This is a genomic window from Streptomyces sp. NPDC020379 (assembly GCF_044387105.1).
In the GTDB taxonomy this organism is placed as follows: Bacteria; Actinomycetota; Actinomycetes; order Streptomycetales; family Streptomycetaceae; genus Streptomyces.
In genome coordinates this window covers 1-23,493 of record NZ_JBIRVR010000035.1, presented here as the reverse complement: position 1 = coordinate 23,493, position 23,493 = coordinate 1, and the positions used below count along the sequence as shown (strand labels likewise).

General features: G+C 69.6%; 22 protein-coding genes and 1 pseudogene. 15 read left to right on the top strand and 8 right to left on the bottom strand.

The features are described 5' to 3' along the window. The first annotated feature begins 148 nt into the window (after positions 1 to 148). Positions 149 to 748 carry a hypothetical protein gene (locus tag ACH427_RS30730; protein WP_398874825.1) on the top strand — a complete coding sequence of 200 codons (600 nt, stop codon included), beginning with the start codon at positions 149 to 151 and terminating at the stop codon, positions 746 to 748. Positions 749 to 1,088: 340 nt separating this feature from the next. Here the strand turns inward: ACH427_RS30730 and ACH427_RS30725 are convergent, their stop codons facing one another. Further along, positions 1,089 to 1,220 carry an SDR family oxidoreductase gene (locus ACH427_RS30725; protein WP_398874823.1) on the bottom strand — a complete coding sequence of 44 codons (132 nt, stop codon included), beginning with the start codon at positions 1,218 to 1,220 and terminating at the stop codon, positions 1,089 to 1,091. A 774-nt stretch (positions 1,221 to 1,994) separates the two neighbouring features. Here ACH427_RS30725 and ACH427_RS30720 point away from each other — a divergent pair. The 6 genes from ACH427_RS30720 to ACH427_RS30695 all read left to right on the top strand — a co-directional run bounded on the left by ACH427_RS30720 (position 1,995) and on the right by ACH427_RS30695 (position 9,803). Continuing rightward, positions 1,995 to 2,960 (top strand): 1-deoxy-D-xylulose-5-phosphate synthase N-terminal domain-containing protein, encoded by a 966-nt coding sequence (locus ACH427_RS30720; RefSeq protein ID WP_398874821.1) that lies wholly within the window; start codon positions 1,995 to 1,997, stop codon positions 2,958 to 2,960. Beyond that, the gene (locus tag ACH427_RS30715) at positions 2,908 to 3,891 is read left to right on the top strand and encodes a UbiA family prenyltransferase (protein WP_398874818.1); all 984 of its coding nucleotides are present in this window, start codon (positions 2,908 to 2,910) and stop codon (positions 3,889 to 3,891) included. Before ACH427_RS30720 ends, ACH427_RS30715 begins: the two co-directional genes overlap by 53 nt. Positions 3,892 to 4,003: 112 nt before the next feature. After that, positions 4,004 to 5,395: a cytochrome P450 gene (locus ACH427_RS30710; RefSeq protein ID WP_398874816.1), complete on the top strand. Its 1,392-nt coding sequence runs from the start codon at positions 4,004 to 4,006 to the stop codon at positions 5,393 to 5,395. 88 nt (positions 5,396 to 5,483) lie between these two features. After that, complete coding sequence (locus ACH427_RS30705; protein ID WP_398874814.1) at positions 5,484 to 6,362, top strand: class I SAM-dependent methyltransferase; 879 nt, start codon at positions 5,484 to 5,486, stop codon at positions 6,360 to 6,362. 1,016 nt (positions 6,363 to 7,378) lie between these two features. Then, complete coding sequence (locus tag ACH427_RS30700) at positions 7,379 to 7,831, top strand: anti-sigma factor antagonist (RefSeq protein WP_398874812.1); 453 nt, start codon at positions 7,379 to 7,381, stop codon at positions 7,829 to 7,831. Between the two features lie 1,573 nt (positions 7,832 to 9,404). Further along, entirely contained in the window at positions 9,405 to 9,803 is a 399-nt protein-coding gene (locus tag ACH427_RS30695) for a hypothetical protein (RefSeq protein WP_398874810.1), read from the top strand. Between the two features lie 294 nt (positions 9,804 to 10,097). On the opposite strand, the pseudogene ACH427_RS30690 reads toward ACH427_RS30695, so the two are convergent. Both ACH427_RS30690 and ACH427_RS30685 read right to left on the bottom strand, forming a co-directional pair. Continuing rightward, a pseudogene (locus ACH427_RS30690) lies at positions 10,098 to 10,238 on the bottom strand (hypothetical protein); the annotation flags it as partial. Between the two features lie 41 nt (positions 10,239 to 10,279). Then, on the bottom strand, positions 10,280 to 10,507 hold the full coding sequence (locus tag ACH427_RS30685; protein WP_398874872.1) for a 6-carboxytetrahydropterin synthase: 228 nt from the start codon (positions 10,505 to 10,507) through the stop codon (positions 10,280 to 10,282). Between the two features lie 404 nt (positions 10,508 to 10,911). Here ACH427_RS30685 and ACH427_RS30680 point away from each other — a divergent pair, with 404 nt between their 5' ends. The 8 genes from ACH427_RS30680 to ACH427_RS30645 all read left to right on the top strand — a co-directional run bounded on the left by ACH427_RS30680 (position 10,912) and on the right by ACH427_RS30645 (position 20,101). Next, entirely contained in the window at positions 10,912 to 11,925 is a 1,014-nt protein-coding gene (locus tag ACH427_RS30680; RefSeq protein WP_398874808.1) for a DMT family transporter, read from the top strand. Positions 11,926 to 12,175: 250 nt separating this feature from the next. After that, on the top strand, positions 12,176 to 13,231 hold the full coding sequence (locus ACH427_RS30675; protein WP_398874806.1) for an iron-containing redox enzyme family protein: 1,056 nt from the start codon (positions 12,176 to 12,178) through the stop codon (positions 13,229 to 13,231). Positions 13,232 to 13,267: 36 nt separating this feature from the next. Continuing rightward, on the top strand, positions 13,268 to 13,969 hold the full coding sequence (locus ACH427_RS30670) for a 2OG-Fe dioxygenase family protein (RefSeq protein WP_398874804.1): 702 nt from the start codon (positions 13,268 to 13,270) through the stop codon (positions 13,967 to 13,969). A gap of 20 nt (positions 13,970 to 13,989) precedes the next feature. Beyond that, positions 13,990 to 14,910: a diaminopimelate epimerase gene (dapF, locus tag ACH427_RS30665; RefSeq protein ID WP_398874801.1), complete on the top strand. Its 921-nt coding sequence runs from the start codon at positions 13,990 to 13,992 to the stop codon at positions 14,908 to 14,910. Next, positions 14,907 to 16,994, top strand: coding sequence for a molybdopterin-dependent oxidoreductase (locus tag ACH427_RS30660; protein WP_398874799.1), 2,088 nt, complete (start codon positions 14,907 to 14,909; stop codon positions 16,992 to 16,994). Before dapF ends, ACH427_RS30660 begins: the two co-directional genes overlap by 4 nt. Continuing rightward, complete coding sequence (locus tag ACH427_RS30655; protein ID WP_398874797.1) at positions 16,991 to 17,980, top strand: aldo/keto reductase family protein; 990 nt, start codon at positions 16,991 to 16,993, stop codon at positions 17,978 to 17,980. The genes ACH427_RS30660 and ACH427_RS30655 overlap by 4 nt, the downstream gene beginning before the upstream one ends. 46 nt (positions 17,981 to 18,026) lie before the next feature. Beyond that, entirely contained in the window at positions 18,027 to 19,154 is a 1,128-nt protein-coding gene (locus ACH427_RS30650; protein ID WP_398874795.1) for an aminotransferase class I/II-fold pyridoxal phosphate-dependent enzyme, read from the top strand. After that, the gene (locus ACH427_RS30645; protein ID WP_398874793.1) at positions 19,151 to 20,101 is read left to right on the top strand and encodes an ornithine cyclodeaminase family protein; all 951 of its coding nucleotides are present in this window, start codon (positions 19,151 to 19,153) and stop codon (positions 20,099 to 20,101) included. The genes ACH427_RS30650 and ACH427_RS30645 overlap by 4 nt, the downstream gene beginning before the upstream one ends. Positions 20,102 to 20,241: 140 nt before the next feature. Here ACH427_RS30645 and ACH427_RS30640 read toward each other — a convergent pair whose 3' ends face one another. The 5 genes from ACH427_RS30640 to ACH427_RS30620 form a co-directional block, all read right to left on the bottom strand. Beyond that, on the bottom strand, positions 20,242 to 21,207 hold the full coding sequence (locus ACH427_RS30640; RefSeq protein ID WP_398874791.1) for a glycosyltransferase family 2 protein: 966 nt from the start codon (positions 21,205 to 21,207) through the stop codon (positions 20,242 to 20,244). Next, positions 21,204 to 21,425, bottom strand: a complete 222-nt coding sequence (locus ACH427_RS30635; RefSeq protein WP_398874790.1) for a hypothetical protein — start codon at positions 21,423 to 21,425, stop codon at positions 21,204 to 21,206. Before ACH427_RS30635 ends, ACH427_RS30640 begins: the two co-directional genes overlap by 4 nt. Then, positions 21,355 to 22,620: an NAD-dependent epimerase/dehydratase family protein gene (locus ACH427_RS30630; RefSeq protein WP_398874788.1), complete on the bottom strand. Its 1,266-nt coding sequence runs from the start codon at positions 22,618 to 22,620 to the stop codon at positions 21,355 to 21,357. The genes ACH427_RS30635 and ACH427_RS30630 overlap by 71 nt, the downstream gene beginning before the upstream one ends. Positions 22,621 to 22,770: 150 nt before the next feature. Then, positions 22,771 to 22,986 (bottom strand): hypothetical protein, encoded by a 216-nt coding sequence (locus ACH427_RS30625; RefSeq protein WP_398874785.1) that lies wholly within the window; start codon positions 22,984 to 22,986, stop codon positions 22,771 to 22,773. A 245-nt stretch (positions 22,987 to 23,231) separates the two neighbouring features. Continuing rightward, positions 23,232 to 23,375, bottom strand: a complete 144-nt coding sequence (locus ACH427_RS30620) for a hypothetical protein (RefSeq protein WP_398874783.1) — start codon at positions 23,373 to 23,375, stop codon at positions 23,232 to 23,234. Between the last annotated feature and the right edge of the window lie 118 nt (positions 23,376 to 23,493).

Genomic DNA, 23,493 nt, shown 5'->3' with positions numbered 1-23,493 from the left:
GGCGTATCCGGGCCCGCCGTATCGTCCGGGGTGATGAGCACGCGCATTCCAGCGCTTACAGTGCTCCAGGGCCGAAAAAGGCTGGCCGGACGGCCGATTGAGCCCGAACTCGTCAGAGGCGACGGCGAGGCGGGGGAGAAAGGTGGACATGAGCAAGGAAACCGAGGGCGCGGCGGAGAGATTCGAGCGTGCGGTGAACCGGCTGCGCCGCGAACTGCGGGCCGTCGCGGCCGCTGTCACCCCCGGCGTCGAGCCGCGCGCCGAGGAGCGGACCGACGACCGCCGCACCGTAGGCGGGTCGATGGGGAAACGGTTCTCGATGGCCCTGACACTGCCCGACACTCCTTACGAGACGGCTGCCGCGGCTGCCGCCGACGCGTTCGTCACGGCGGGCTGGCACACGGAGCTCCGCCAGGGGTTCGGCGGCCGCCCTCTCCTCAAGGCGACGCGTGACGGACTCAACGCGAGCGTAGTCGCCGCGGGCCGTGCTCTGCGGATCTCGGGTGAGGTGCCCGTCGTATGGATACACGCCAGCTGGATACGCCCGCCACGTGTGGCTGTCTTGGAAACGTTGAAGCCCGGTCACCAGCTGTGTGTCATGTGCGAAGGCTGGGGTTCGTGCCGCGTATGTGAGGGCCTGGGCTTTGTGGACAGCCGGATGTGCGTGGAATGCGGTCTCGGGATGGATTGCCCGGACTGCCGGGGCACCGGGCAGGAGCCAGTGCCCGGAGCGGGCGACGGCCGCTGACGTGGCCATACAGAGGAACGGATGCGTGCGACGTCCGAACGGGGGCCGGGCTCCCGCATCGCGGTCGAGCGCGTTCGGCTCACCCCCACCCGGGTCCGCCGTGGATCGGCTCCGTCCTCACAGCCCGCCCCGCCCGAGCGTGGCGCCTGCGCGACTGGGGTGAGTTCGACGCGGTCGGGGAAGACCGGTCCCTGCCTCGGGTCGGCACCTGAGGCTCTCAAGCACTCATGACCGGCGTCGTTCATACAGCGCCGCTGCGCAGCGCGCCCGACGAATCGGCCAACTCCTCGATCAAAAAGCGGAGATGCCAGCGGAAGAAAGTGCTCCCGCTCGCCGGCTGTCATTCCGGGACGGTGAACGCTTCGGTGATGCCGCCGTCGAAGGGCACTACGGCGGCGGTAATGAAGCCTGAATCATCGCTGGCGAGGAAGGCGATCGCTCCAGCGGCTTCATCCAACATGCCGAACCGCACTATGGGTCAGTGCACCAACCGCCTCTCCAGCGCACCCGGGCCGCGATCGAAGACAGCTCGCTGGACCGGCGTTTCGATCGGTCCGAACAGCACCGCGTTGACACGCACTCCGCTGCGCGCGAGATGGACGCCGAGATCTGCGTTGACGCCTCATCGGAGTAGTGAGTCACGAAGTGCGTGCACTGGTGTACCGACGGGGGTGCGCGGGTGCGCGGTGGCACGGTGACGGCGCTTGTACGTCTTCTGGGCGCTGGTGATATGCGCCTTCCTCATCCTTGGCGCAGGGCTCAACCATGAAGTGGAAGGCGGTAGTCAGCTTCCCGCCCTTGGTGTTCCCGTGCCGGTGGAGCGCCTCGCGGTGACCCGTGTGGTTTCCCCGGCCCGGGTGTCGCCACGACCCCGCCACGCACACGGCGACGGTATCCCCTCGGCCGACGTCGTGCGGCAGGGCCCACCGGTCGTCGGAGCTCCCGACGACCGTCCCCTCCTGTACTGCCTGCGACTGCAGTGCGGTGAAAGCCAGGCCGTTATGAAATATTCCCCTCTCCCTTTCACTCCCGCCGCTGGGTGTGGGCCTGTTCTGGTTCCGGGGGAGGTGTGGACGGCCACCGAGATCCGGGCGGTCCGTCCCCGCACGGTGGATCCGACGTCGCCTCGGTCGCTGGTTGACGGGGAGGTCGCCGCGCTCGGCGGTCTGGGCCCGGTGACGGCTCGTGAGCACACCACGGTGACCGAGACGGTGGCATTCGGGCTGCCGGAGGCGGTGCGGGTCCGATGAGCACCCGCCCCGCCCGCACACCCCGTACGATTTCCACGCCTCGTACCGGAGGCCCAAGGCCCGCACCCGGCGCAGGCACTGCTTCGGGCACCGGTCCCGGAATCCCCACCGCGCGTTTCCCGCTCCTGTCCGCCCTCACCGCACCGGCGGTTCTGCGCGACCTCACCCACGACGACCTGTCGGCGCTGGCCGCCGAGATCCGTGCTTTCCTCATCGGCACGGTGTGCGCGACGGGCGGTCATCTGGGCCCGAACCTGGGGGTGGTGGAGCTGAGCATCGCCCTGCACCGGGTCTTCGCCTCGCCCTGGGACACGGTGCTGTTCGACATCGGCCACCAGGGCTATGTTCTTGGACGGGCGTTCGACCAGGTGCTGATGGATGTCGCGCCGCACCGGCTGCCGGTCACCTTCGTCCTGGACCGGGCCGGGATCACCGGCCCCGACGGGCCCTCGCATCACGGTATGTGGGACCTCACCCTCCTCGGCGCGGTCCCGGGCATGCGGGTCGGTGTGCCGCGGGATGCCACCCGGCTCCGTGAACTCCTCGCCGAAGCCGTCACTCACACCTCCGGCCCGACCGCCCTGCGCTTCCCCAAGGCCGCCGTCACCGACGACATCCCCGCCTACAAGGGTCTGGGGCCGGTCGAGGTCCTGCACCAGAGCCGGGTCCGGGATGTGCTGCTGGTGACGGTGGGCCCGCTGGCCGGCCCGGCGGTGGAAGCCGCCCGCTATCGGCGAAGCGCCCAACGACCCGACAGGGCAGACCTCATGACCGCCCCGTCCCTGCACGCCCGGAGCACCGACCGCCGAACACTGACTGACGCCTTCGCCTATGGCCTGTCCTCCACTGGCACGAGTTTCAGGCCGGTTGCGCGGTGCGCGCCCCTCTTGTCGAAGGGAGCGGATTGTCGTGAAGCCGGACCCCGCAGCCGGTCGCGTCAATGCCACGACATCCGGGCATGACACGGCGGCAGCTCCAGTGCGTCCCAGCGAACCCACGGCGTACCTGCGTCGCCGTCCGAGATCCGCAGCCCTGCGCCGCATCTGGTACGAGATCAGGTTGAGCTGGGCGTTCATCGGTGGTGATGCGACATCCATGCTGGTGCCGCCGATGCTTTTCACGGCGGCAGCCTGGCGCAGCCTTGAGCGGCCGTGGCCGGATCTTGTCCGGTCGCAATGCTTTGCGCTGGTGTTCTTCTGGTGTGCGCTCTATGTGTTCTGCCTGGCCAATCAGGCCACGGGAATGAAGGAGGACCAGCAGAACAAACCGGGCCGTCCGCTCGTAGCGGGCCAGATCCCGGTCTCGGCGGCCTGGAGGCGATGGTGGTGGACGCTCGGGTTGTATCTGATCGCGGGGACAGCCTTCGGCGTTGCCCTCTGGGCTGCTGTGTGGCTGGTGACGACGGTGCTCTACAACCAGGGGGGCTGGGCCCGGCGTTGGTACGGCAAGAACCTGTGCATCGCCGTCGCCACGTTCGCGCAACTTGCCGCGGCCTGGCGGATCGCCGGGCCACTCACCGCCCGCGGTTGGTGGCTCATTGCCGTCATCACCATGCTGTTCAACCTGGTGATGTCGGTGCAGGACTTGCGGGACCTCGCCGGCGACCGTGAAATAGGGCGGCGTACCCTGCCGATGGTCATCGGGCAGTGGCCGACACGTATCTTTGCCGCAGTCGGTCTGTGCGCACTGCCGATGGCCGCTCATGTGCTGCTCTTCGACCGCAGCGCTGCCCCACCGGGCCTTGTGGCGTACGAAGCCGTGCTGGCGGCGGTCGCTTGGCTCGCGGCGGTACGTGTGGTGGTGTACCGCACACCCGCCAGTGACCACCGAACCTACCTGCTCTACACCATCTGGTACTGCGTCTTGCTCGTGGGCTGCGTCCTGACGCTCTGACCCTACGACCCATGGCCACGCCATCCCCGTCTCCCGATGTGAATGCGGCCGGTCTGCCTGTCCGGCCCGTTGCGCTGTCCCGCTCTTGCACCCTGGACCAAGAGGGAACATCATGACCACGGAACACACCTCAGTGGAAACCCCGGCCCTGCGAGGCCTGCCCATGCTGGGGCACAGCGTCCAACTCCTGCGTCAGCCACTGGAGTTCCTCAGTGATCTCGCCGCTCAGGGGGACGTGGTGAAGATCCGCATCGGGACCGCCCCGGCCTACGTCATCAACCGCCACGACCTGGTGCGACGCGTACTCGTCACCGATGCGCACAAATTCGACAAGGGCCGGCAGCATGAGAAGCTGCGCCTCTGGTTCGGCAACGGTCTGATCACCTCCGACGGCGAGTTTCACCGTCGGCAACGACGGCTCGTCCAGCCGGCTTTCCACCACACCAGGATCGCGCAGTATGCGACGGCGATGCAGGACATCGCCGAGCGACGCATCAGCGCCTGGGAAGACGGCGCGTGCATCGAACTCAACGATCACTTGTACTCGCTGCTGCTCACCATCGCGGCCAGGATTCTGTTCTCCACCGACATCGGAGCACAGGCCGCCGCGGAGATGGAGCGATCCTTGCCCGTGCTGGTGGCGGGCACCGGCTGGCGGTCCCTGGCTCCCACACGTCTCGTCGAGAAGCTGCCCATCCCTGCGAACCGGCGGTTCAACCAAGCCCTCGAGTCGATGAACGCCGTGATCAGCCGCGTCATCGCGGAATACCGCAGCACCGGCACTGATACAGGCGACGTGCTGTCGCTGCTGCTCGCAGCTCAGGACGAGGAGAGCGGAGCGCCCATGTCCGACCAGCAAATCCACGACGAGGTCATGACCTTGATGATCGCCGGCTCGGAGACGACCCGCACCGCTGTGAGCTGGGCCTGCCACCTCCTGGGCCGGCATCCCTGGATCCAGCGACAGGTCCAGCAGGAGGTTGACACGGTCCTGGGTGATCGCGTGGCCGGCTACGCGGACCTGTCCGAGCTCACCTGCACCCGCAGAGTCATTGCCGAGACCCTTCGCCTGTTCCCGCCGCCCTGGATGCTCTCGCGACGCCCCATCGTCGACGTGGACCTGGGCGGGCATCACATCCCTGCCGGAACCACCGTCCTGTACTCCTCGTACGTCCTGCACCGGGACCCGCTCTACTACCCGGACCCCCATCGTTTCGACCCCGACCGATGGCGGCCGGAGCAGGCCAAGAAGCTGCCGCGCGAAGCCTATGTGCCCTTCGGCGCCGGAATCCGGGGCTGTGTGGGTGAACCGGTGGCCTGGGCCCAGGCAATCATCATCCTCAGCACCATCGCCCGGCACTGGACCTTGCACCCGGCCCCCCACCACGAGGTCCGCCCCGAAGCAAAGATCATCCTCGTCCCCGACAGCGTGCCGATGATTCCCCGCCGCCGGTCTGAGCACCTCTATGGCCGTGAGTGCAAAGGCCGCGGAAGGACGCCATGACAGCCGCCTACGCCATCGCCGACCCACGTCCCCCATCGGACTGGACGGACAACGCCACGGATACTTCTCTTTCTGCCGGGAGTTCCTGATGCCCGCGAACGAACCCGAGCAGGTCCATGGACTTCGTGGCTCCACACCAGGTGTCACGCAGGAAGGTTACGGGGAGCGAGTGCTGTCGCCCGCTCAAACCGGCGAAGCCGGACGCCTGGCCGCTTTGACCGAGGCATGCGACCCGGCCACCATGGCCGCACTCGCATCACTTCCCCTCGCTCCTGACAGCCGCTGCCTGGACATGGGTGCCGGCACCGGCACCATTGCCCAATGGCTGCTCGCACGTTGCCCGGCAGGCACCGTTGTGGCCGCCGACATCGACACACGCTTCCTCAAGGGCCTGACAGACCCAAGGCTTCGTATTCGGCAACACGACATCCGCGCCTCGGACTTCCCCCCAGCCAGTTTCGACTTCATCCACGCCCGTAACCTCCTCAGCCACCTGCCCGGACGTGACGAAGCTGTCGCCCGGATGGTCACCTGGCTCGCCCCCGGGGGGTACCTGTACATCGAAGACGTGTCGCTCTTCCCGATCGACACCTCGCCACACCCGGCCTACCGGGCGATCATGCAAGCCGCCTCGGCTGCCGTCACTCACGCCATCGGCAGCGATCTGCACGGATGGGCCCGCTCCTACCCCCGCCCCCTGCTGACCAATGGCCTGACCGGCATCGGGCTGCGAGTCCACTGTGCCCCCATCACCGCCACCAACCGATCCGGAGTCATCTGGCGCCAAACCATTGAGCAAGTGCGCTCCGTGATGATCGAAAATGGAACAGCTACAGCTGACGGCATCGACCATGGGCTGGCCTGTCTTGCCGACCCCGCGTTCGTGGACATCGCTCCCGCCATGATCGCCGCCTGGGGACGAACCGCATTGCCGCCAGCGCGGCCCCAAGGCCCCGGGCACACGTGATTCCGGCCGCGCAGGCAGGTCGGCGGACAGGCTCCCGGAGCGGGCCTGGCGGGAGCTGTCCGCCGGCCCCGGCGCGAAGGGGCACTGTTCCTGTGACTGGGCCGTCCTCGACCTCATCGACCCGACGCCGGGCCACCGTCCCCCGGCTGATCATGGCCCGCCGCGAGAACGGCGAGAGCCGGTCGGCCGCCGTAGCGCGCTGCGACGTCTACGGGTTCTGGACCGACTGGCCGGCCGGGGCGGGCTCCGATCCGGCCGGCCCGAGGATCACCGCGGCAGGAGGGGGAGCCTTGTGAGCCGGGTGGGAAACGTGAGGGCAGTCGTGGCCGCTGGCTGGGCGGGCGCGAGGACGGCGACCAGGACGGTCTTTGCCGTTGCGCTCAGTGCCGAGGATGACGATGGCGGAACCTTGGGGGATGCGGGTGGCCGTGTAGTTCGGCGGGGGGGGCGAGGCCGGTGACGCGTCGGGCGACGATTCAGCCGCCTCCGGCAGGCTCGTCCTGGCCGGACAGGGCGCCCGGCCTCGCGTCGCAGTTCATCGGCTCGTGGCTGTGACAGCCGGGGCTTGGTGTGTGGCGAGTACCTGGAGAGGCGTTTGCGCAGGGTCAACGGGGCGTTGAAGCTGGACCTTTGGAGAGTCCGAGGTGAACCTCACCGGTGACCTCCGGGGCGGCGGTGGTCGCTGTGGCGTGGGCCCGGCCGGGGGCGAGAAGAAGACGGCTTCCGTCCGTCTCCCGGGGCGGGACCGGGGGTCTATGCTGCTGGGTGGACGTCCCGGACCCCGCGACGGCAGGCTGTTTCTTGGCACACGGCGCCTGTGGGGAGCGGACGGTTCGTCCCTGCGCCCGGCGCATCCCCGCAGGGAACCTGCTGGCCCCTGGCCCTGGAACACAGGCTGCTGGACCGGCTGTTCGCCTGATCGCTCGAACGTCAGCACCCGGGAGCACAGCAGGAGGTGCCCAAGCCCGGTACCCTCACCTGGCGCTGCCCCGGCCGGTCCCCTGAACCGAGGTGTCATGCCCACCCCTCAGATGCTGAACATCTACCGGCACGACAGGAAGAACCGGGCGCTGATCACCCTGGCCGGTGAGATCGACCTTGCTTCGGCGCCCCTGGTCAGCGAAACGCTGAAGCGGTGCCTGTGGGAGGGCATCCGCACCATCGACGTCGACCTCACCCCCGTCACCTTCTGCGACTGCACCGGCCTCAACGCTTTTCTCCACGCCGCGCACCGCACCGCTGAGGCGGGCGGGTCCCTGCGGCTGCACTACCCGTCTCCGGTGCTGGCCCGGCTCCTCGCCCTTACCGGTACCGGCTCCCTCCTCCTTGCCCTCCCGGCCGGTGACGCGCCGCCCGCTCTCCCGGGCGATCCGGCCGGGAGCTCTCCAGCCCCGCAACGGCCGCCCCGGCACCAGGCGGTGCGCCGGCCCGTTCCGGCCGCGCCCGTCGTCCCGGGCGGCGCGCTGTGACAGCCCGCTCCGGCCCGGGCAGGCGCGGAAGCTGGAGAGCTACGAGCCGTCGGCGGACGGCGCGGTGTACCTGCGCGGGCTGAGCTGCCGGCAGGCCGAGGACCAGCGAGAGGATCTGGCGGATCTGTACGTGGAGTCCGCCGTCACGGAGCCTGGTGAGGAGTACCGCAGCCGCGAGAGCTTCCTGCGGTGCCTTGCCGATGGCGTCCGCCGCCCCGGGTTCCACATGGTGATCGCGAAAGCCACGACAACGGCCGAGGCGCCCTGGTGGGGTGCGTCCACGGGTTCCCCGTGGGGCGCGACGGCGCCTGGTGGCGGGGATTCTCCGGGACCCTCCCGCAGGATGTCGAGCAGCTCACCGCGTCCGGGCACGTCTTCGCGATCACCGAGATCATGGTCCACCCGCATGAGCGCAACCGCGGTCTCGCCGGCCACCTTCAGGAACGGCTGCCCACTAGCCATCGGGCATCCCTCGGCGCCACCCTGGTGGTGCAGGCCGACCGTGCGGCCTGTACCGCCTTCCGGTCCTGGGGATGGCAGGACATCGGAGCATTCCAGCGGCCGTTCGGTTCAGTCCTGCGGGTACTGGTCGTTCCCCAGGAGGACGGAGCGCGGCGAAGCCGGACGGCCTGGCGCACAACACGGACACCCAGCGGCCCCGTGAAGCGGACGGAGTGGACCCCGGGACGAGGTGAGAGTCCCGGTCATGGGGTACGGCGGCCACCGTCCAGAGCCTTGAGATCATGTCGTGGCGGAGAAGTACCCGCTCGGCGCTGACGGGATGTGTGGGGAAGCGTTGTCCTTAACACGGCATAGCAAAGGCCAGTGGTTGTAAGGGATTTCGGATCTGTACTGCCTGCCCCGGTGCCTGACGGGATGTGATGTGTCGGGCAACCCCGGGAATGGGATTCCCGCGAACCGTCCAGGGTCGGGCGCCCGGATGCCGGGCCGGCTCGTCGGTCACCTGAGCTCTTGGTCTTGCCGGTGGCCCCGGTGGTCCTGTCGTTGCCGACGGCCACGCCGCTGCCGACGGTACCGGCGGTCCCAACGGTCCAGGCGATCCCTGTGGTCCCGGTACTCCTGATAGTCCCGGTCGTATCGAAACAAGCCCGGGCGTCCGGTATCGCCGCGGCCGTACCGGACGACACCGAAGATCAGCACGGCGGCGGCCACCCACAGGAGGGGGTGGAGGAATCCCAAACCGACCAGTGCCGCAAAGAGGATGAGAAGGACGGACAGCATGATGGCCTCCACGGCTCGGTCGGTGCCCTGGACCCACTCCCTCGGCCTACGCGCCTGGCGCCCCGGCCGCCGAGGACCGTGCCGCGGTCTTGCGGGGGTTTCCAGTGGCTTGGGCCCATCACACGCCTCCAGGGAGCGGAGTGGATCTCAACGCTGCCGGGGACCAGGGCCTCACCGCACAGCGTAGTCCTCCCTGTATGCGGCCAACAGCCCTGCACAGAGCGGACTGTGAGGCCACGGCCTCCGCGGCCCCGGTCCTGCTCGCTCCCGGCGGCACTCCTCTCCCGAGCCACTGCGGTCTTATGGCGAGCGGACCGGCGCCCTTGAGGACGTGCGGCTCACCCAGGGGCGGGGCCCCAGCCTGGACGCTGCCCACCACGCCGCCATGACGCTGGTCCCCGGCCTCACCGCCGTCGCACCTTCGCGCTGGCCAGACCTGCCTCCTGCCGTCCTGGGCCTGGGGGCGCACGCCGTCATCGCCGTCCCGCCGCGTATCGGGATCGTCTCGCTGGGCGTGCTCACCGGGCATCGCGCCGTCCCCGGTCCGCTGACCGCCGACACCCTGGTCCTCGCCGACATCCTCGCCGGGCGGCTCACCGGCCTGGCCGCCCGGCCCGGCGCGTCAGCCGCCTTGCTCGACCACGAACCCGGCCTGCGCTTGGCCGAGCTCCACCAAGCAGCGTGGTGCCGGCGTGATTCCCCACCCGCTGGGCACCGCTCCAGCAGTTGACTGTGCGGGGTGAGCCAGCAGAAGGACTGTTGATCGCACGAATGTGCCTCAAGCTTCCTCGGCGCTTGAGACGCAGATGCAGTCAGCGGGGGCGTGAAGGCCGTCGTCTGGTCTCGGGTTCCATGAACCGTCCCGCTGTGCCGCCTTCACTGACCGAGGCCGAGGTGATCGAAGCCGAAGCCGATCTCGGCGTGCGGTAGCCGGGTCCGTTCATGATGACCTGGTGGCTGGTGTTGATCAGCCGGTCCAGCGGTGACCCGGCGACGACAGGGTTGGGGAACAGGGGGTACCAGTCGGGTCGTGGCCCAGGCCGCGGATGAAGTCGTCGAGTTCGTATCCGGGCAGCCGGGCGAGGACAGCCGGGTTGGCGATCTTGTAGCCGTTCAGGTGCGGGATCGGCAGGACCGCTCCGTCGTTCATCGGGTCGAGGAACTTGCGCCGCCGTCGCCGCGGTGGCCGAGGCCGGCATCGACCTGTCACTTCGTGGCGGCTTCGGGGGTACAGGGGCCGCATAAGGGTGGCTCGCCCAAGGGGTCCTGGGGCAAGCCCGGATGCCGGTGGTCGACGTCGTTGTCGAGCCATTTCCGGAAGTTGGTCAGTTCACCGCAATCGCGGATGAATCCGACTTTCTCAAGACCGTCGTCGTCCGCCGAAGGCGTCGGCTCAACGGCGTAGTTGTGTCCATGCGCCGGCCGCGCGCACAGCCGCTCGCCGGATCTGCCGGCCGGTGACCGGCGGCGGAGTGCGACGTCTTGCTGATCCGGAATATCCGGAATCCCCTGGTGGATCTCCTCGGGCCGTTGTGCGGCCGGCCTCGTGCCACCACATCACGGCAGGCGCCGTGAGACCGGTGCGCGCGGCTCCGCCAACGCCGCGCTCCCAGCCGAAGGCGCTGTCGGTACGGCCGATCGCGTCCGGGCCGGATGCGGCGCATCCCGGGGTGTCTTTATCTCCTCGCCGGGTAGGGTGCCCGCATGCATCTGCTGATGACGTCTCCGCCGCCCGTCGCCTGAGGCGGGCAGTCACGTAGCACCATCCCGGACGCCGGGATGGTCGCGTGGGTTGCCCACGAAGACTTCGTGCCGGCAATCGATCGAGGAGACCTCCTTTGCAGTCCTCTTCCGCCCTGCCCGTGTGGCGGGGTGTCCTCTATGTCGCGATCGCGGCCACGGCCTGGGGCACCGGCGGTGCCGTGGCCACCGAGATGTACGACGTCGGCGGTATCGGCCCCGTCGCCGTTTCCTTCTGGCGGTTCCTGACCGGACTTGTGCTGCTCCTGGTGGCCCACTCCGTCCGGCGGGCCCGGCGGCCCGAGGCGGTGCTCTTGCTGCGCGCCATGCACGCGGCGAATCCCCGGCGGGCCCTGATCACGGGCATCGGGATGGTGGTGGCCCAGACCGCCTACTTCGCCGCCGTGCAGCAGGCCGGACTGGCCGTGGGCACGGTGGTGACCCTCGGGTCGGGCCCGGTGCTGGTCGCCGTCGGTGCCCGGCTGACCCTGGGTGAGCGCACCGGCGTCGCCGGAACCGTCGCGGTGGCGAGCGGCGTCGCCGGCCTGGTGCTGCTGATGGGGGGAGCCGACGGGAGCACCGGACCCGATCCTCTCCTGGGCATCGGATACGCGCTGCTCTCCGCGGTCGGCTACGCGGGGGTGACCCTGCTGGGCCGTTTCTCCGGGCGGAACAACGCCGGTGGTGTTTTCGAGTCCACGGTGCCCGGCCTGACCGTGGGCGCGGTCTGCCTCCTGCCGCTGGCCCTGTGGGAGGGCCTGGTGCCCGACATGCACCGTCCGGGGTGGGCCCTCGGTCTGATCCTTTATCTGGGGGCGGTGCCGACGGCGCTGGCGTACATCCTGTTCTTCATCGGACTCCGGGTGGTCCGGGCGACCACTGCCTCCGTGGTCGCCCTGGTCGATCCGCTCACCGCGGCGGCCATCGGCATCCTGGTCTTCGGCGAGCGGCTGAACGCGACCGTCCTCGCCGGCACGGCCCTGCTGCTCCTCGCCGTGCTCTTCCTCGCGGCCCGCGAGGGATCCGGGCCGCCACGCACCCGAACGAGCCCTGACCCGGATCAGAGCCCTGAAAGGCCGGCCCCGCATCCCTCCGCACGGATCGAGGAGTGAGCGCGCGGGCGCGGTGACGCGCGTGGGCAGTGGGTCCCTGAGGCCCACTGCCCGTCGATTTCTGGCCGAGTTCGCCGACGCGTATTGCGCCAGGTCATTTCACCGCGAAGGTGTCTCCTTACAAGATGTGTCAAGCCTCTCCTTCACGCCAACCAGCTGATGCGATACGGCTCTTGAGGTGGCAGGGTATTAGCGTTCAACAGATGGCCATGCCATCGGCATGGGTAGCCGACATATGGCAGGAGGCAATGTGAACACAGAAGCCCACTTAATCGATCAGAAGTCAGCGGTGGACGCCTATCCGGTGGTGGAGGAAGTCTCCTCGCTGCTGAAATGTCCCGCGGAAGATCTCGACGCATCGGTGACCACCGCTCAACGGGCGGCCCTGCGAGCGGCCGTCAGCGACCTCAACGCACGTTCGGCAGTCGGTGACACGGCGGCGTTCTACGGCCAGCAGCTGCTGCTCTCCCGCATCTACGGGCTCTGCACCCAGCTCCCCGACGGACCCACCGCCGAAGGCTCCGCGTTCGTCCACGAGATGCTGCGCCTGCTGGAACAGGCCACCATGGCCGCCGAGGACGCCATGCTGGAGCCGGGCACGCTCGACGCGGCACCGGCCGAGCCGTCCGCGTACCTGTCCTGGCTCAAGAAGGCCGCGCGTGAACACCGCGTGTACAAGCACCCGTACTACCGGGCATTCATCCGCGATCGGGCCACGGCGGACGACCTGCGGAACTACGTGATCCAGGAATCGGTTGTCGACGGTCGATTCGACGATCTTCTCGCCATGATGCAGGTCGGCACCAGCGGCGAAGCGAAGATGGAGATAGCCGAGAACTTCTGGGACGAGATGGGAAACGGCGACCCTTCGCAGGTGCACACCCATCTCTTCAATCAGATCTTCCGGGTCTTCGATATCCCTGCTCAAGAACTGGAACGGTCGCTCACAGCCAACGCCTTGCTCTCGGGAAATCTCGCCGTGCTCCTGTGCCGGTACCGGCGGCTGTATCCGGAAGCCGTCGGATTCCTCGGGATGACCGAATGGCTGGCGCCCGAACGCTTCGTCCACGTCGTGCACGCCTGGGAACGGCTCGGGCTGCCCGACCCCGGCATCGTCTACCACAAGCTGCACATCACCATCGACTCCCGGCACGCGGCCGGATGGTTCCACAACGTGGTCGTCCCCGCCGCCACCTCCGAGCGCATGCGCCGGGCGATCGCCCGAGGAGCGCTCTGGCGGCTCAACTCCTCCGCCCGCTACCTCGACGAACGCATGCCCGATCTCGCCGCCCACCGACACGCCTGAGCCCGACGACACCTCTGACAGAAAGGATTCAGCACCATGACAGTCGGCCCCCAAGGCTTCTCGATCATCGACCTCCCCCCGTCCACACCGGAGACGCTGGACAGCTACGACAACCTCCCGGTCGACCCGTTCATGGGCAACGGCACGCGCCACAAGCGGTTCACTCAATACCGGCTCTCGCCGAAGCCCGGACCCGACGGGGGCTGGATCTACGAGAAGCTGCCGCACCGCGACTACATCACCTACACCAAGTACAACAACGTGGCCGGCGGCATCCGCCGCCCCTACGAGCCGGTCACCGTCGACTTCACCCCCCTGGTCACCGTCGGCGCGGAAGCGCTCGATCTGGACCGCAGCCACGACTGGCAGATCAACATCCATCAGAACCGCAGCACCGCCAGCGCCGAGCGCCGCGCGCCGATCACCCCGGAAGGCGTGCACAGCGACGGGCACGAATACATCATGATCGCCGTGCTGCGGCGGCACAACGTCGCCGGAGGCGAGACCCGCCTGTGGATGCCCGACGCCGACGCACCGTTCTGGACAGGCACATTGGAGGCAGGCCAGGCCGTTCTGCTCGACGACGCCGCGGTCAAGCACGAAGCCACCGACGTCACTTCCGCCGACGGTGGCCCCGGTCACCGGGACATCGTGATCGTCGCCTACTCCACCTGGGCGAACAGGTGGTACGGCGAGGAGTACGAAGAGGCGGCCCTCACCGACGGCACGGCGAACTGACCTGCTAAGGCGGCCGGTTCATGGGCGACTTTGTGAAGTACCAGGCGCTCGGCAACGACTACCTGCTCGTCGACCCCAGAGGCGGCAGTACGGCCCTGGGCACGGAGCCCACCCCCGAGGCCGTCCGGCTGCTCTGCGACCGGCACCACGGAGTCGGCGCCGACGGACTGCTCCTCGGCCCGCTGGAGGAGCCCCGGCCCGGCACCGCCACACCGCTGCGCATCTTCAACGCGGACGGCAGCGAGTGCGGGATGAGCGGCAACGGGCTGCGCATGTTCGCGCTGCACCTCGCCGCACGCTACGTCGAGGAGTGGCGTACGGGGACGCCGTTCACCCTGCGCATGCCCGGCGGTGACGCGGAGGTCCGGATCACGGACATCACCGGAGGCCGGGTATGCGTGGACATGGGCCGGGCGCGCTTCACCGGCCAGGGCACGGGCGACGGTGGCCCCGCGAGCACCGTCGTCCCCCTGGCAGGCGCCGGACCCGGTGACGGGGTCACCGTCACCGACCTGCACCTCGGCGTTCCCCACACCGTCGTCTTCAGCGAGGCGATCGACGGTGAGCTGGTGCGGCGCCTGGGGCCCGCCCTGGCCTGGCACCCCCGCCACCCCCAGGGCACCAACGTGGAGTTCGTACGCGTCCACGACGACCGCACGCTGGACATCGCCGTCTGGGAGCGGGCCGCCGGCTCCGTACCCGCGTCGGGCGGCGGAGCGTGCGCCGCGGCGGCCGCGGCACACGCACACGGCCTCACCGGCCCCGACGTGACGGTCCGCATGCCCGGTGGCGAGACCGACGTGAGCGTGGCGCCGGACGGCCGGATCAGCTCGACCGGCACCGCGCAGGAGGTGATGACAGGAGTGCTGTCGCGGTCACTGCTCGAAGAACTGGCCCAGCGGGGCACGGTGCTCAAGCCATCGGGAAGGAGGGGCACATGAACACCGCACAGGTCCCCGGGGCATGCCCGCTGGACTGCCCCGACGGCTGCAGCTGGCAGGTGACGGTCCGGGACGGCGAAGCCGTCGCGCTGCGCGGCACCCCGGAGCACCCCTACACCCGGGGCACCCTGTGCGTGAAGGTCAACCAGTTCCTGGAGCACACCCGCGCCCCCGGCCGGCTGCTCCACCCCCTGCGGCGCGTCGGCCGCAAAGGGGAGGGCCGGTTCGAGCGCATCAGCTGGGACAGCGCCCTCGACGAGATCGCCCGAAGGCTGAAGCAGACGATCGAACGCCACGGTGGCGAAGCGATCTGGCCCTACCAGGGCACCGGCACCCTGGGCTTCCTCCAGGGTCTCCAAGGGCGGGCCGGCAGCCGGCTGTGGAACGTCCTGGGCGCCTCGCGTCACGACATGACGATCTGCTCCATCGCCGGTCTCGTCGGCCTCCGCTACACCCTCGGCGTCAGCACGGGGATCGACCCGGAGAGCCTGGAGCACGCCCGGCTGGTCCTGCTGTGGGGAAGCAACCCCCTCACGAGCCACCACCACCTGTGGAAGGTGGTCCAACACGCCCGCAAGAACGGCGCGCACATCGTCGTCGTCGACCCGGTCCGCAGCCGCTCGGCCGCCCAGGCCGACGAACACATCGCGCCCCTCCCGGGCTCGGACGCCGCGCTCGCCCTCGGCCTCATGCACGTCGTCCTGCGAGAGGGCGCCGAAGACCGGGAATACCTGGCCGCCCACACCGTGGGATGGGAGGAGTTCCGGCAGCGGGTGCTGGACTTCGACCCCGAACGCACCGCGCGGGACACGGGCTTGACCGAGGAGGAGATCGTCCGGCTCGGCCGGCGCATCGCCCACAGCGGGCCCACCGCCATACGCGTGTCGCAGGGCATCCAGCGCCACGCCGGCGGCGGCACCACCCTGCGGACCCTCGCCTGCCTGCCCGCCGTCACCGGGGACTGGCAGCGGTACGGCGGCGGGCTCCTCTACTCGACCGACGGCTACTTCGGCGCGAACCGCGAAGCCCTCTTCCGGGACGACCTGCTGCGCCACCCCGTGCGCACCCTGTCCATGACACGACTGGCCGAAGGACTGCTGGAGGTGGACGATCCGCCCGTCGAAGCACTGATCGTCTACGGCGCCAACCCGCTGACCAGCTCCCCCGACCAGAACCGGATCCGCCGCGGCCTCGCCCGCGAAGACCTCTTCACCGTGGTCATGGACCACTTCCAGACCGACACCGCCGACTACGCCGACATCCTCCTGCCCGCCACCATGCAGACCGAGCACCTGGACGTGCACGACGGCTACAGCCACCTGTACATCGCCTGGAACGAACCGGCCGTCGCCCCGCCGGGGGAGTGCCTGCCCACCACCGAGACCTTCCGACGCCTGGCCCGCGCCATGGACCTGACGGAACCCGCCCTCTACGCCGAAGACGAAGAGCTGGCGAGCGAACTCCTCGACTCCCCGCACCCGTCCCTGACCGGCATCACCGTCGACACCCTGCGCACCAAGGGATGGGCCCGGCTCGCCTACCCGGACCAATTCGTGCCCTTCGCGAACGGATTCCCCACGCCCTCGGGGAAGCTGGAGTTCGTCTCGGAGACCGCCCGGGCGGACGGCCACGACCCCGTGGCCGGACACGTCCCGGCGAAGGAGACCGACGACGCCGATCTGGCCCGGTCCTACCCCCTCGTCCTCCTCTCCGTCGCGAACCACTTCTTCCTGAACACCGTCTTCGCGAACAAACCCGAACTGCGCCGCCGGGCCGGCCCACCGTACGTCGTACTCCACCCGAAGGACGCCGCGATGAACGGCATCTCAGCCGGCGACCGCGTCCGGGTCGGCAACCGACGAGGCGCCTTCGAAGCCCTGGCCAGGATCGACGACGTGGTGCGCCCGGGGGTCGCCATGACGACGAAGGGCCACTGGCTCAAGTTCACCGGCGGCTCCGGCCCCAACGCGACCATCGACGAACGCGACGCGGACATGGGCGGCGGAGCCGTCTTCCACGACAACCGCGTACGGATCACCTCCCTTGCCCGGAACGAGGACGACAGGAGTGAGGACGGCGGATGAAGTTCCGACGACTGGGCCGCAGCGGGCTCCAGGTCAGTGAGATCGCCTACGGCAACTGGGTCACACACGGCGCCCAGATCGACGACGACCGGGCCGCGGAGTGCGTGCACGCGGCACTGGACGCCGGCATCACCACCTTCGACACGGCCGACATGTACGCGGGCACCGCAGCCGAGGCCGTGCTCGGCAAGGCGCTCAAGGGCCTGCGCCGCGAATCCCTGGTGATCTCGACCAAGGTGTTCTACCCGACCGGCCCCGGACCGAACGACGGCGGTCTCTCCCGCAAACACCTCACCGAGGCCGTCAACGGCTCCCTGACCAGGCTCGGGACCGACTACATCGACCTCTACCAGGCACACCGCTTCGACGAGCACACCCCGCTGGAGGAGACGCTCAGGACCTTCGACGACCTCGTACGGCAGGGCAAGGTCCTCTACCTCGGCGTCTCGGAGTGGACCGCCGACCAGATCGCCCGGGCCATCAAGCTCGCCGGCGAACTGGGCCTGGAACGCATCGTCTCCAACCAGCCCCAGTACTCCATGCTCTGGCGCGTCATCGAACCGGAGGTCGTGCCCCTGTGCGAACGGGAAGGGCTCAGCCAGATCGTCTGGTCGCCCCTCGCCCAAGGCGTGCTCACCGGCAAATACCTGCCCGGACGGCCACCGCCCGCGGGATCGCGCGCCACGGACAAGGCGGGCGCCCAGTGGGTGAAAGCCTTCCTGCGCGACGAGGTGCTGGAGCGCGTACAGCAACTCATCCCCATCGCAGGGGAGTTGAGCCTGACCCCGGCCCAGCTCGCCGTCGCCTGGACGCTCCAGAACCCGAACGTCGCCGCCGCCATCGTGGGCGCCTCCCGGCCGGAACAGGTCCGCGACAGCGCGAAGGCGGCGGGCGTCCCCATCGACCCGGCGGTGATGCGGCGCATCGACACCATCCTCGGCCCGGTCGTCGAACGCGATCCCGCCAAGGTGGACAGCGCCGCGTAGAGCCCGCCCGCCCCGCTTCCATTCCGCCGAATACCTGGGGAGATCCATGACCTTCAGCCCGCTGGAACTGCTCGAATGGCGGCAGGGGCGGGAAGCCACCGCCGCGTACAGCCTGGCCGACAGCGGCTGCCGGCCGATCCGGCTGCGCGATCTGATCGACGACGAACAGACGCTCCGCCGACTCCTCGACAGCGAACTGAGCTACCCGCCGACCTGCGGCACGGACCAGCTGCGCGCGCGGATCGCCCACTGGCACACCGGGAGCACCGACCACGCACCACAGGTCATCGTCACCGTCGGGGCGGCCGAGGCCAACACGATCACCGTCGACACCCTCGTCCGCCCCGGTGACCACCTGGTGGCGATGTCACCCGGCTACCGCCAGGTCTGGGGCGCGGCCCGGAACCTGGGCGCCGACGTCGAAGAGGTCCCCCTGGACCCCGAGCGCGGCTGGCGGCCCGACATCGACGCCCTGGCCCGCGCGGTCCGCCCCGGCACCCGGGCCATCGTGGTGACGACCCCCAACAACCCGGCGGGCACCGTCCTGACCGAAGAAGAGATACGGGCGATCGTCTCCGTCGCCGACCGGGCCGGCGCCTGGATCCTCACCGACGAGGTCCACCGCGGCACCGAACTCCACACCGACGAACTCAGCCCCACCTTCTGGGGCCACTACGACCGCGTCGTGTGCGTCGGCAGCCTCTCCAAGGCGTTCGGCATGCAAGGGTTGCGCCTCGGCTGGCTGATCGCACCACCCGCACTCCTCCCACAGCTCCGCCAACGGCACGAATACACCACCATCTCCGCCGCCGGGACGGCGATGACACTGGCGGAACTGGCGCTCGCGCCGCCCACCTGCGCCCGCCTGCTGAACCGCTACCGCGGCTTCCTGCGCGAAAGCTGGACCCACATGCGGCAGTGGATCGACTCCCACGATCACCTGCTCTCGGTCGTGCCACCCCAGGCCACCTCCCTGGCCTTCGTCCGCTACCACCTGGACCTGCCCAGCACCGAGGTCGCCGACGCCCTGTTGGCCCACGGCAAAGTGCTGGTCAGCCCCGGGGCCCACTTCGGAACCGAGCACCACCTGCGGTTCACCTACGGGCAGGAACCGACCCACCTGGCGGCGGCGCTGGAGAAGACCTCGTACGCACTGAAGGAACTGAGCGCGTGAACCCCACCAAACTGCCCCTGATCGACGCCGACGAACTGGCTCGCCGCCTGCCCATGCCACGGGCGATCGAGGCACTGGAGCGGGCCCTGCGCGCCGGACTGGACCCCGAAGCGGACGTCCCGCGCACCGTGCTCGACACCCAGGCGGGCCAACTCCTGCTGATGCCCGCCACGTCGACCTCGTACGTCGGAGTGAAGATCGCCGCGGTCGCGCCCGACAACCCCGCCCGCGGCCTGCCGCGCATCGTCGCCTCCTACCTCCTCATGGACGCCGCCACGCTCTGCCCGACAGCCCTGATCGACGGCTCCGCCCTGACCCTGCTGCGGACACCCGCCGTCTCCGCCGTGGCCGTGGACCACCTGGCGGCCGCCGACGCCGAACGGCTCGTCGTCTTCGGAGCCGGACCACAGGCATGGGGCCACGTGGAGGCGATCAGAGCCGTACGCCCCATCTCCTCGGTCGGCGTCGTCGCGCGCCGCCCGGAGCGGACAGCCGAACTGCTCGAGCGCTGCCGGACGGCGGGCCTGCCCGCGGAGGCCGTCCCACCGCAGGCCGTGGCGACCGCCGACGTGATCGCCTGCTGTACGACGGCGCGTACACCGCTGTTCCCCGCCTCGGCGGTCGCGGACCACGCGGTCGTCGTGGCGATGGGGTCGCACGAACCGACGGCCCGCGAGGTGGACAGCGCCCTCGTCGCCCACGCCACCGTCATCGTCGAGGCGCGCACCGCGGCGCTGCGCGAGGCGGGCGACCTCCTGATCCCCTTGCGCTCGAGCGAGGTCGACACCGGAGTGATCGCGGGCAACCTGTCCGAACTCGTACGCGGAGCGGTGGACGTCGCGCCCCGGCGGCCGAGGCTGTTCAAGGGCACGGGCATGGCGTGGCAGGACCTGGTGGTGGCGGCCGCCGCCGTCGAGGGGGAGCTGGGGGGTGGCCTCGGCGGATAATGCTGGTGGTCGCCCTTCAACGGTTACTTCCGCGCACTGCCTCCTGCCTGGCTTCGCGGCCATCGCCGCCCTCGGGACGCTCACCGCGCTACGTGCGAACCGAGGAAGGCTGTGATCATGCGGGTCCCTGCCACGGCCGGTTACTGCTGTGGCACCGGTCGTCCGATCTGGTCGAGCAGGGCGAAGCGTTCCACGAACGAGGCGAAGCCGTACGGCAAGGACGCCTCCAACTGCGCGCGGCGCTGCCACGCGCCGCGCTGCTGGAGCATGGCCAGCGCCCGCTGGATGTGGTCCGGGTACTCCAGGGCGTGCAGGCGCACCATCTCCAGGATCATGGACTCGGGCAGGTGGAGGGTGCCGAAGCGCAGGCAGTTGTGGACCATCGCGGTGCGGGCCGCGCCGAGGAACGTGGTGCACTCGTCGGGCGGTTTGAAGCGGTGGGCGATCTCGATGGCGGTGGTGTGCACGATGTGGGCGCCGGACCGCCAAGCCCGGACGCTGAACTCGGGTTCGAAGCCGCCGTAGTGCACCATGCCCTCGTCGTAGCCGCCGAGCCGGGCGAACAGCGCGCTGTCCACGACTGTCCCGGCGCTGGAGGCGATCTGCACATGAGGTTCCGGTCCGGTCGGCGCCGCGGTGTTCCACCGTGTGCCCATGTAAGGGACGACAAGGCGGCAGCCATGGCCGCGCCAGTCGGATGTCTGGTCCCGGACGGCGACGGAGATGATCCGGTCGCCGGACACGAGCCGTGCGGCCTCGTGGTCCCAGCCGTCGGAGAAGCGGGTATGCGCGTCGGTGATGAACAGCAGTCGGCCCCGGGCGTGCCGGGCGGCGAGATTGCGGGCCGCGCCGACGCCGAGATGGTGGTCGGAGCGGATGACGCGGGAACGGCGCCGGTCCGCGACGTCGGTGATACGAGGCCGTCGGCCCGGGGCGGAGCAGTCGTCGACGACGACCGCCTCGACGCGGTCCGGCGCGGCTGCGGCGGCCAGGGCCGAGGCGATGGTCGCCGCGACCCTCTCGCCCTCGTCACGTGCCGGGACGACGACGCTGATCTCGGGCACGGCGGAGCCGTCGCCCGCCGTGCCGGCGGCCTCTGGGATCACCGGCTGTGGCCGCCGGAGATGGTGATCGTGTGGAGGGTGATGGTGTAGAACTCGCCGCGAGCGCGCGGCAAGAGCTGATCGGCGCGCACGAGCCGCTCGCGTGCCTCGCCGGTCAGGTCGAGGCGGTCGGCCAGCGCGGGCGCGTCGTCACGCAGTTCGCGCAGGACGGCCGGGTCCTCGGCCGCCGTCTGCAGGACCTGCTGCAGTGTCCTGGTCATGGTGACTCCCTTTCCCTGTCGGGTGTGGTGGGTGTGTCGGCGGTCCGGGTTGCCAGCGGACGGTTGGAGGCAGGCGGTCGGCGTGCGCCGCGATCCGGCCGGCGTGCGGCAGCAGATCCCGGATGAGACGGCGCAGTTCCTCGCCCATAGGAGCGGAGGGGCGGAATCCCAGCTTGGGCAGTTCGTTGCTGTCCGGACGGTAGTGGTGGCCCTCGGCCTCGGCCCGCGGGTTGGCCACGGGCACCACGCGCGCCTCGATGCCCAGCGAGCACGCGGCCGACCGGACGAGCTCGGCCAGCTCCGCCAGGGAGCGGACGTCGCGCAACTGGTTGAAGACGCGGTACTCACCACCGCCCGGAGGGTTCTCCAGAGCCAGCGTGAGGCACTGCAGGGCGTCGGCCAGCGACAGCACCCCCCGACGCTGAGCCCCGGAGCCGTACGGGGTGATGGACCGGCCGATGACCGCCTGACAGCAGAAGCGGTGCACCGCGGTGCCGAACACCTCGTCGAAGTCGAGCCGGCTGTTGAGCCGGGGATCACCGTCCGGGCACCAGCTGCCGTAGACGACGCCCTGCATCACATCGGTGGCGCGCAGTCCCCAGATCCGGCAGGCGAACGCCACGTTCTCCGAATCGAAGACCTTGCTCCAGTGGTACCAGGAGCCCGCCTGCCGGGGGAACGGCAACCGGTCCCGCCGACCGCGGAACTCCACTTCGAAGAAGCCTTCCGGGATGTCCACGTCCGGGGTGCCGTACTCGCCCATGCTGCCCAGCTTGACGAGGTGGGCCTCGGGGCAGTGGTCACGCATCGCGAACAGCAGACTCAGGGTGCCCGAGACATTGTTGCTCTGCACGAACTCCGCGTGCCGGTAGTCCATCATCGAGTACGGCGCGGAGGGGCACTCAGCGAGATGCACCACGGCGTCCGGTGCGAAGGCGGACAGTGCGCGGCACAGCGCGTCGTGGTCACGCAGATTCACCTCGGCGAAGGGCAGAGCTGCGCCGAAGTGCTCGCGATAGGCATCGATCCGCTCGCCGGTCGCCGCGATGGGCACGGCGCTCACCGACCCCATCTCCGAGATCCACGCGCGTCGCAGCAAAGCGTCCGCACCGGCCGTCTCGTGCCCCCGCGCGGCGAGGTGCTGCGCCAGCGGCCAGCCGAGATACCCGTCGATCCCCGCGATGAACACCCGCATGACAGCGAAGCCCCCATCCGTGACGGAAGCGGAGTGGGCCACGGCAGCGTGGCCCACTCCAAGCAGAGCACAGGCAAGGTGCCTTACCGCCAGAATTCACCCGTAAGAATGAATGCGGGGGAGTGGAGGGTATACGGCAAGAGGTCCGCATCAGTGACTGCCGTCCAGCGACACCCCGTTGTTGAATTTCGCTGATGCGGCGGCGGCCATGTGACCGCCATCGGCACCAAACGGCTCTCCGGGCCGAAGCCGGTTGGCGCGCTGCCGTCGCGAAGGCGCTGTGAGGCAGCCTGTGAGGTACTCGGCGCGCCACGGCTCGTTGTCCACGCAGGAGCGTCCCAGGACCCGGTACTCGTCGGCGCTCACGGTCCGCAGTGCGACCAGGTCCGGTACTGGGCGTCCATCTCGGCCTGCACCGGCTCGGCGTCAACCGCACGCCCGGCGGCCATGAGCTCGGCCAGCAGGCCGCAGCGACAACGTCAGCCCCGGAGGTCGGTGCCGTCGAGACTCGGGTTCTGGCTCAACTTCTGCAGCGTGTCGCAGAAGCCGAGGGCCGACTGGGCCGGCCCCCCGGCCCCCGGCATCGCGCCATCCGACGGCGCGCGAGTGCTTCAGCTCACGAACTCTCTGTCGCCGTAGCGCACCTGGGCTGTGCTCCAGTCGACACCGAGCGCTTTCGTGAACTTCCGGACCAGTGGCAAGTCGGCGATCGGGGCGATGAGGATGAGCCGCCACGTCGAGGGTGGTCGAGCCACCGCCGAGCTTGTCACGAGCCTCGGGGGGGGTGCCTCTATGTCCTTCGTCAAGCCTGGGCTGGTCATGCGACAGCTGCTTCGGGGACCCGTGACTCGTAGAAGGTGCCGTCGCGGAGCA

Coding starts and splice junctions, on each gene's coding strand:
- ACH427_RS30730 (WP_398874825.1), top strand. CDS start 149: ATGAGCAAGGAAACCGAGGGCGCGGCGGAGAGATTCGAGCGTGCGGTG.
- ACH427_RS30720 (WP_398874821.1), top strand. CDS start 1,995: ATGAGCACCCGCCCCGCCCGCACACCCCGTACGATTTCCACGCCTCGT.
- ACH427_RS30710 (WP_398874816.1), top strand. CDS start 4,004: ATGACCACGGAACACACCTCAGTGGAAACCCCGGCCCTGCGAGGCCTG.
- ACH427_RS30705 (WP_398874814.1), top strand. CDS start 5,484: ATGCCCGCGAACGAACCCGAGCAGGTCCATGGACTTCGTGGCTCCACA.
- ACH427_RS30700 (WP_398874812.1), top strand. CDS start 7,379: ATGCCCACCCCTCAGATGCTGAACATCTACCGGCACGACAGGAAGAAC.
- ACH427_RS30670 (WP_398874804.1), top strand. CDS start 13,268: ATGACAGTCGGCCCCCAAGGCTTCTCGATCATCGACCTCCCCCCGTCC.
- dapF (WP_398874801.1), top strand. CDS start 13,990: ATGGGCGACTTTGTGAAGTACCAGGCGCTCGGCAACGACTACCTGCTC.
- ACH427_RS30660 (WP_398874799.1), top strand. CDS start 14,907: ATGAACACCGCACAGGTCCCCGGGGCATGCCCGCTGGACTGCCCCGAC.
- ACH427_RS30655 (WP_398874797.1), top strand. CDS start 16,991: ATGAAGTTCCGACGACTGGGCCGCAGCGGGCTCCAGGTCAGTGAGATC.
- ACH427_RS30650 (WP_398874795.1), top strand. CDS start 18,027: ATGACCTTCAGCCCGCTGGAACTGCTCGAATGGCGGCAGGGGCGGGAA.
- ACH427_RS30635 (WP_398874790.1), bottom strand. CDS start 21,425: ATGACCAGGACACTGCAGCAGGTCCTGCAGACGGCGGCCGAGGACCCG.
- ACH427_RS30630 (WP_398874788.1), bottom strand. CDS start 22,620: ATGCGGGTGTTCATCGCGGGGATCGACGGGTATCTCGGCTGGCCGCTG.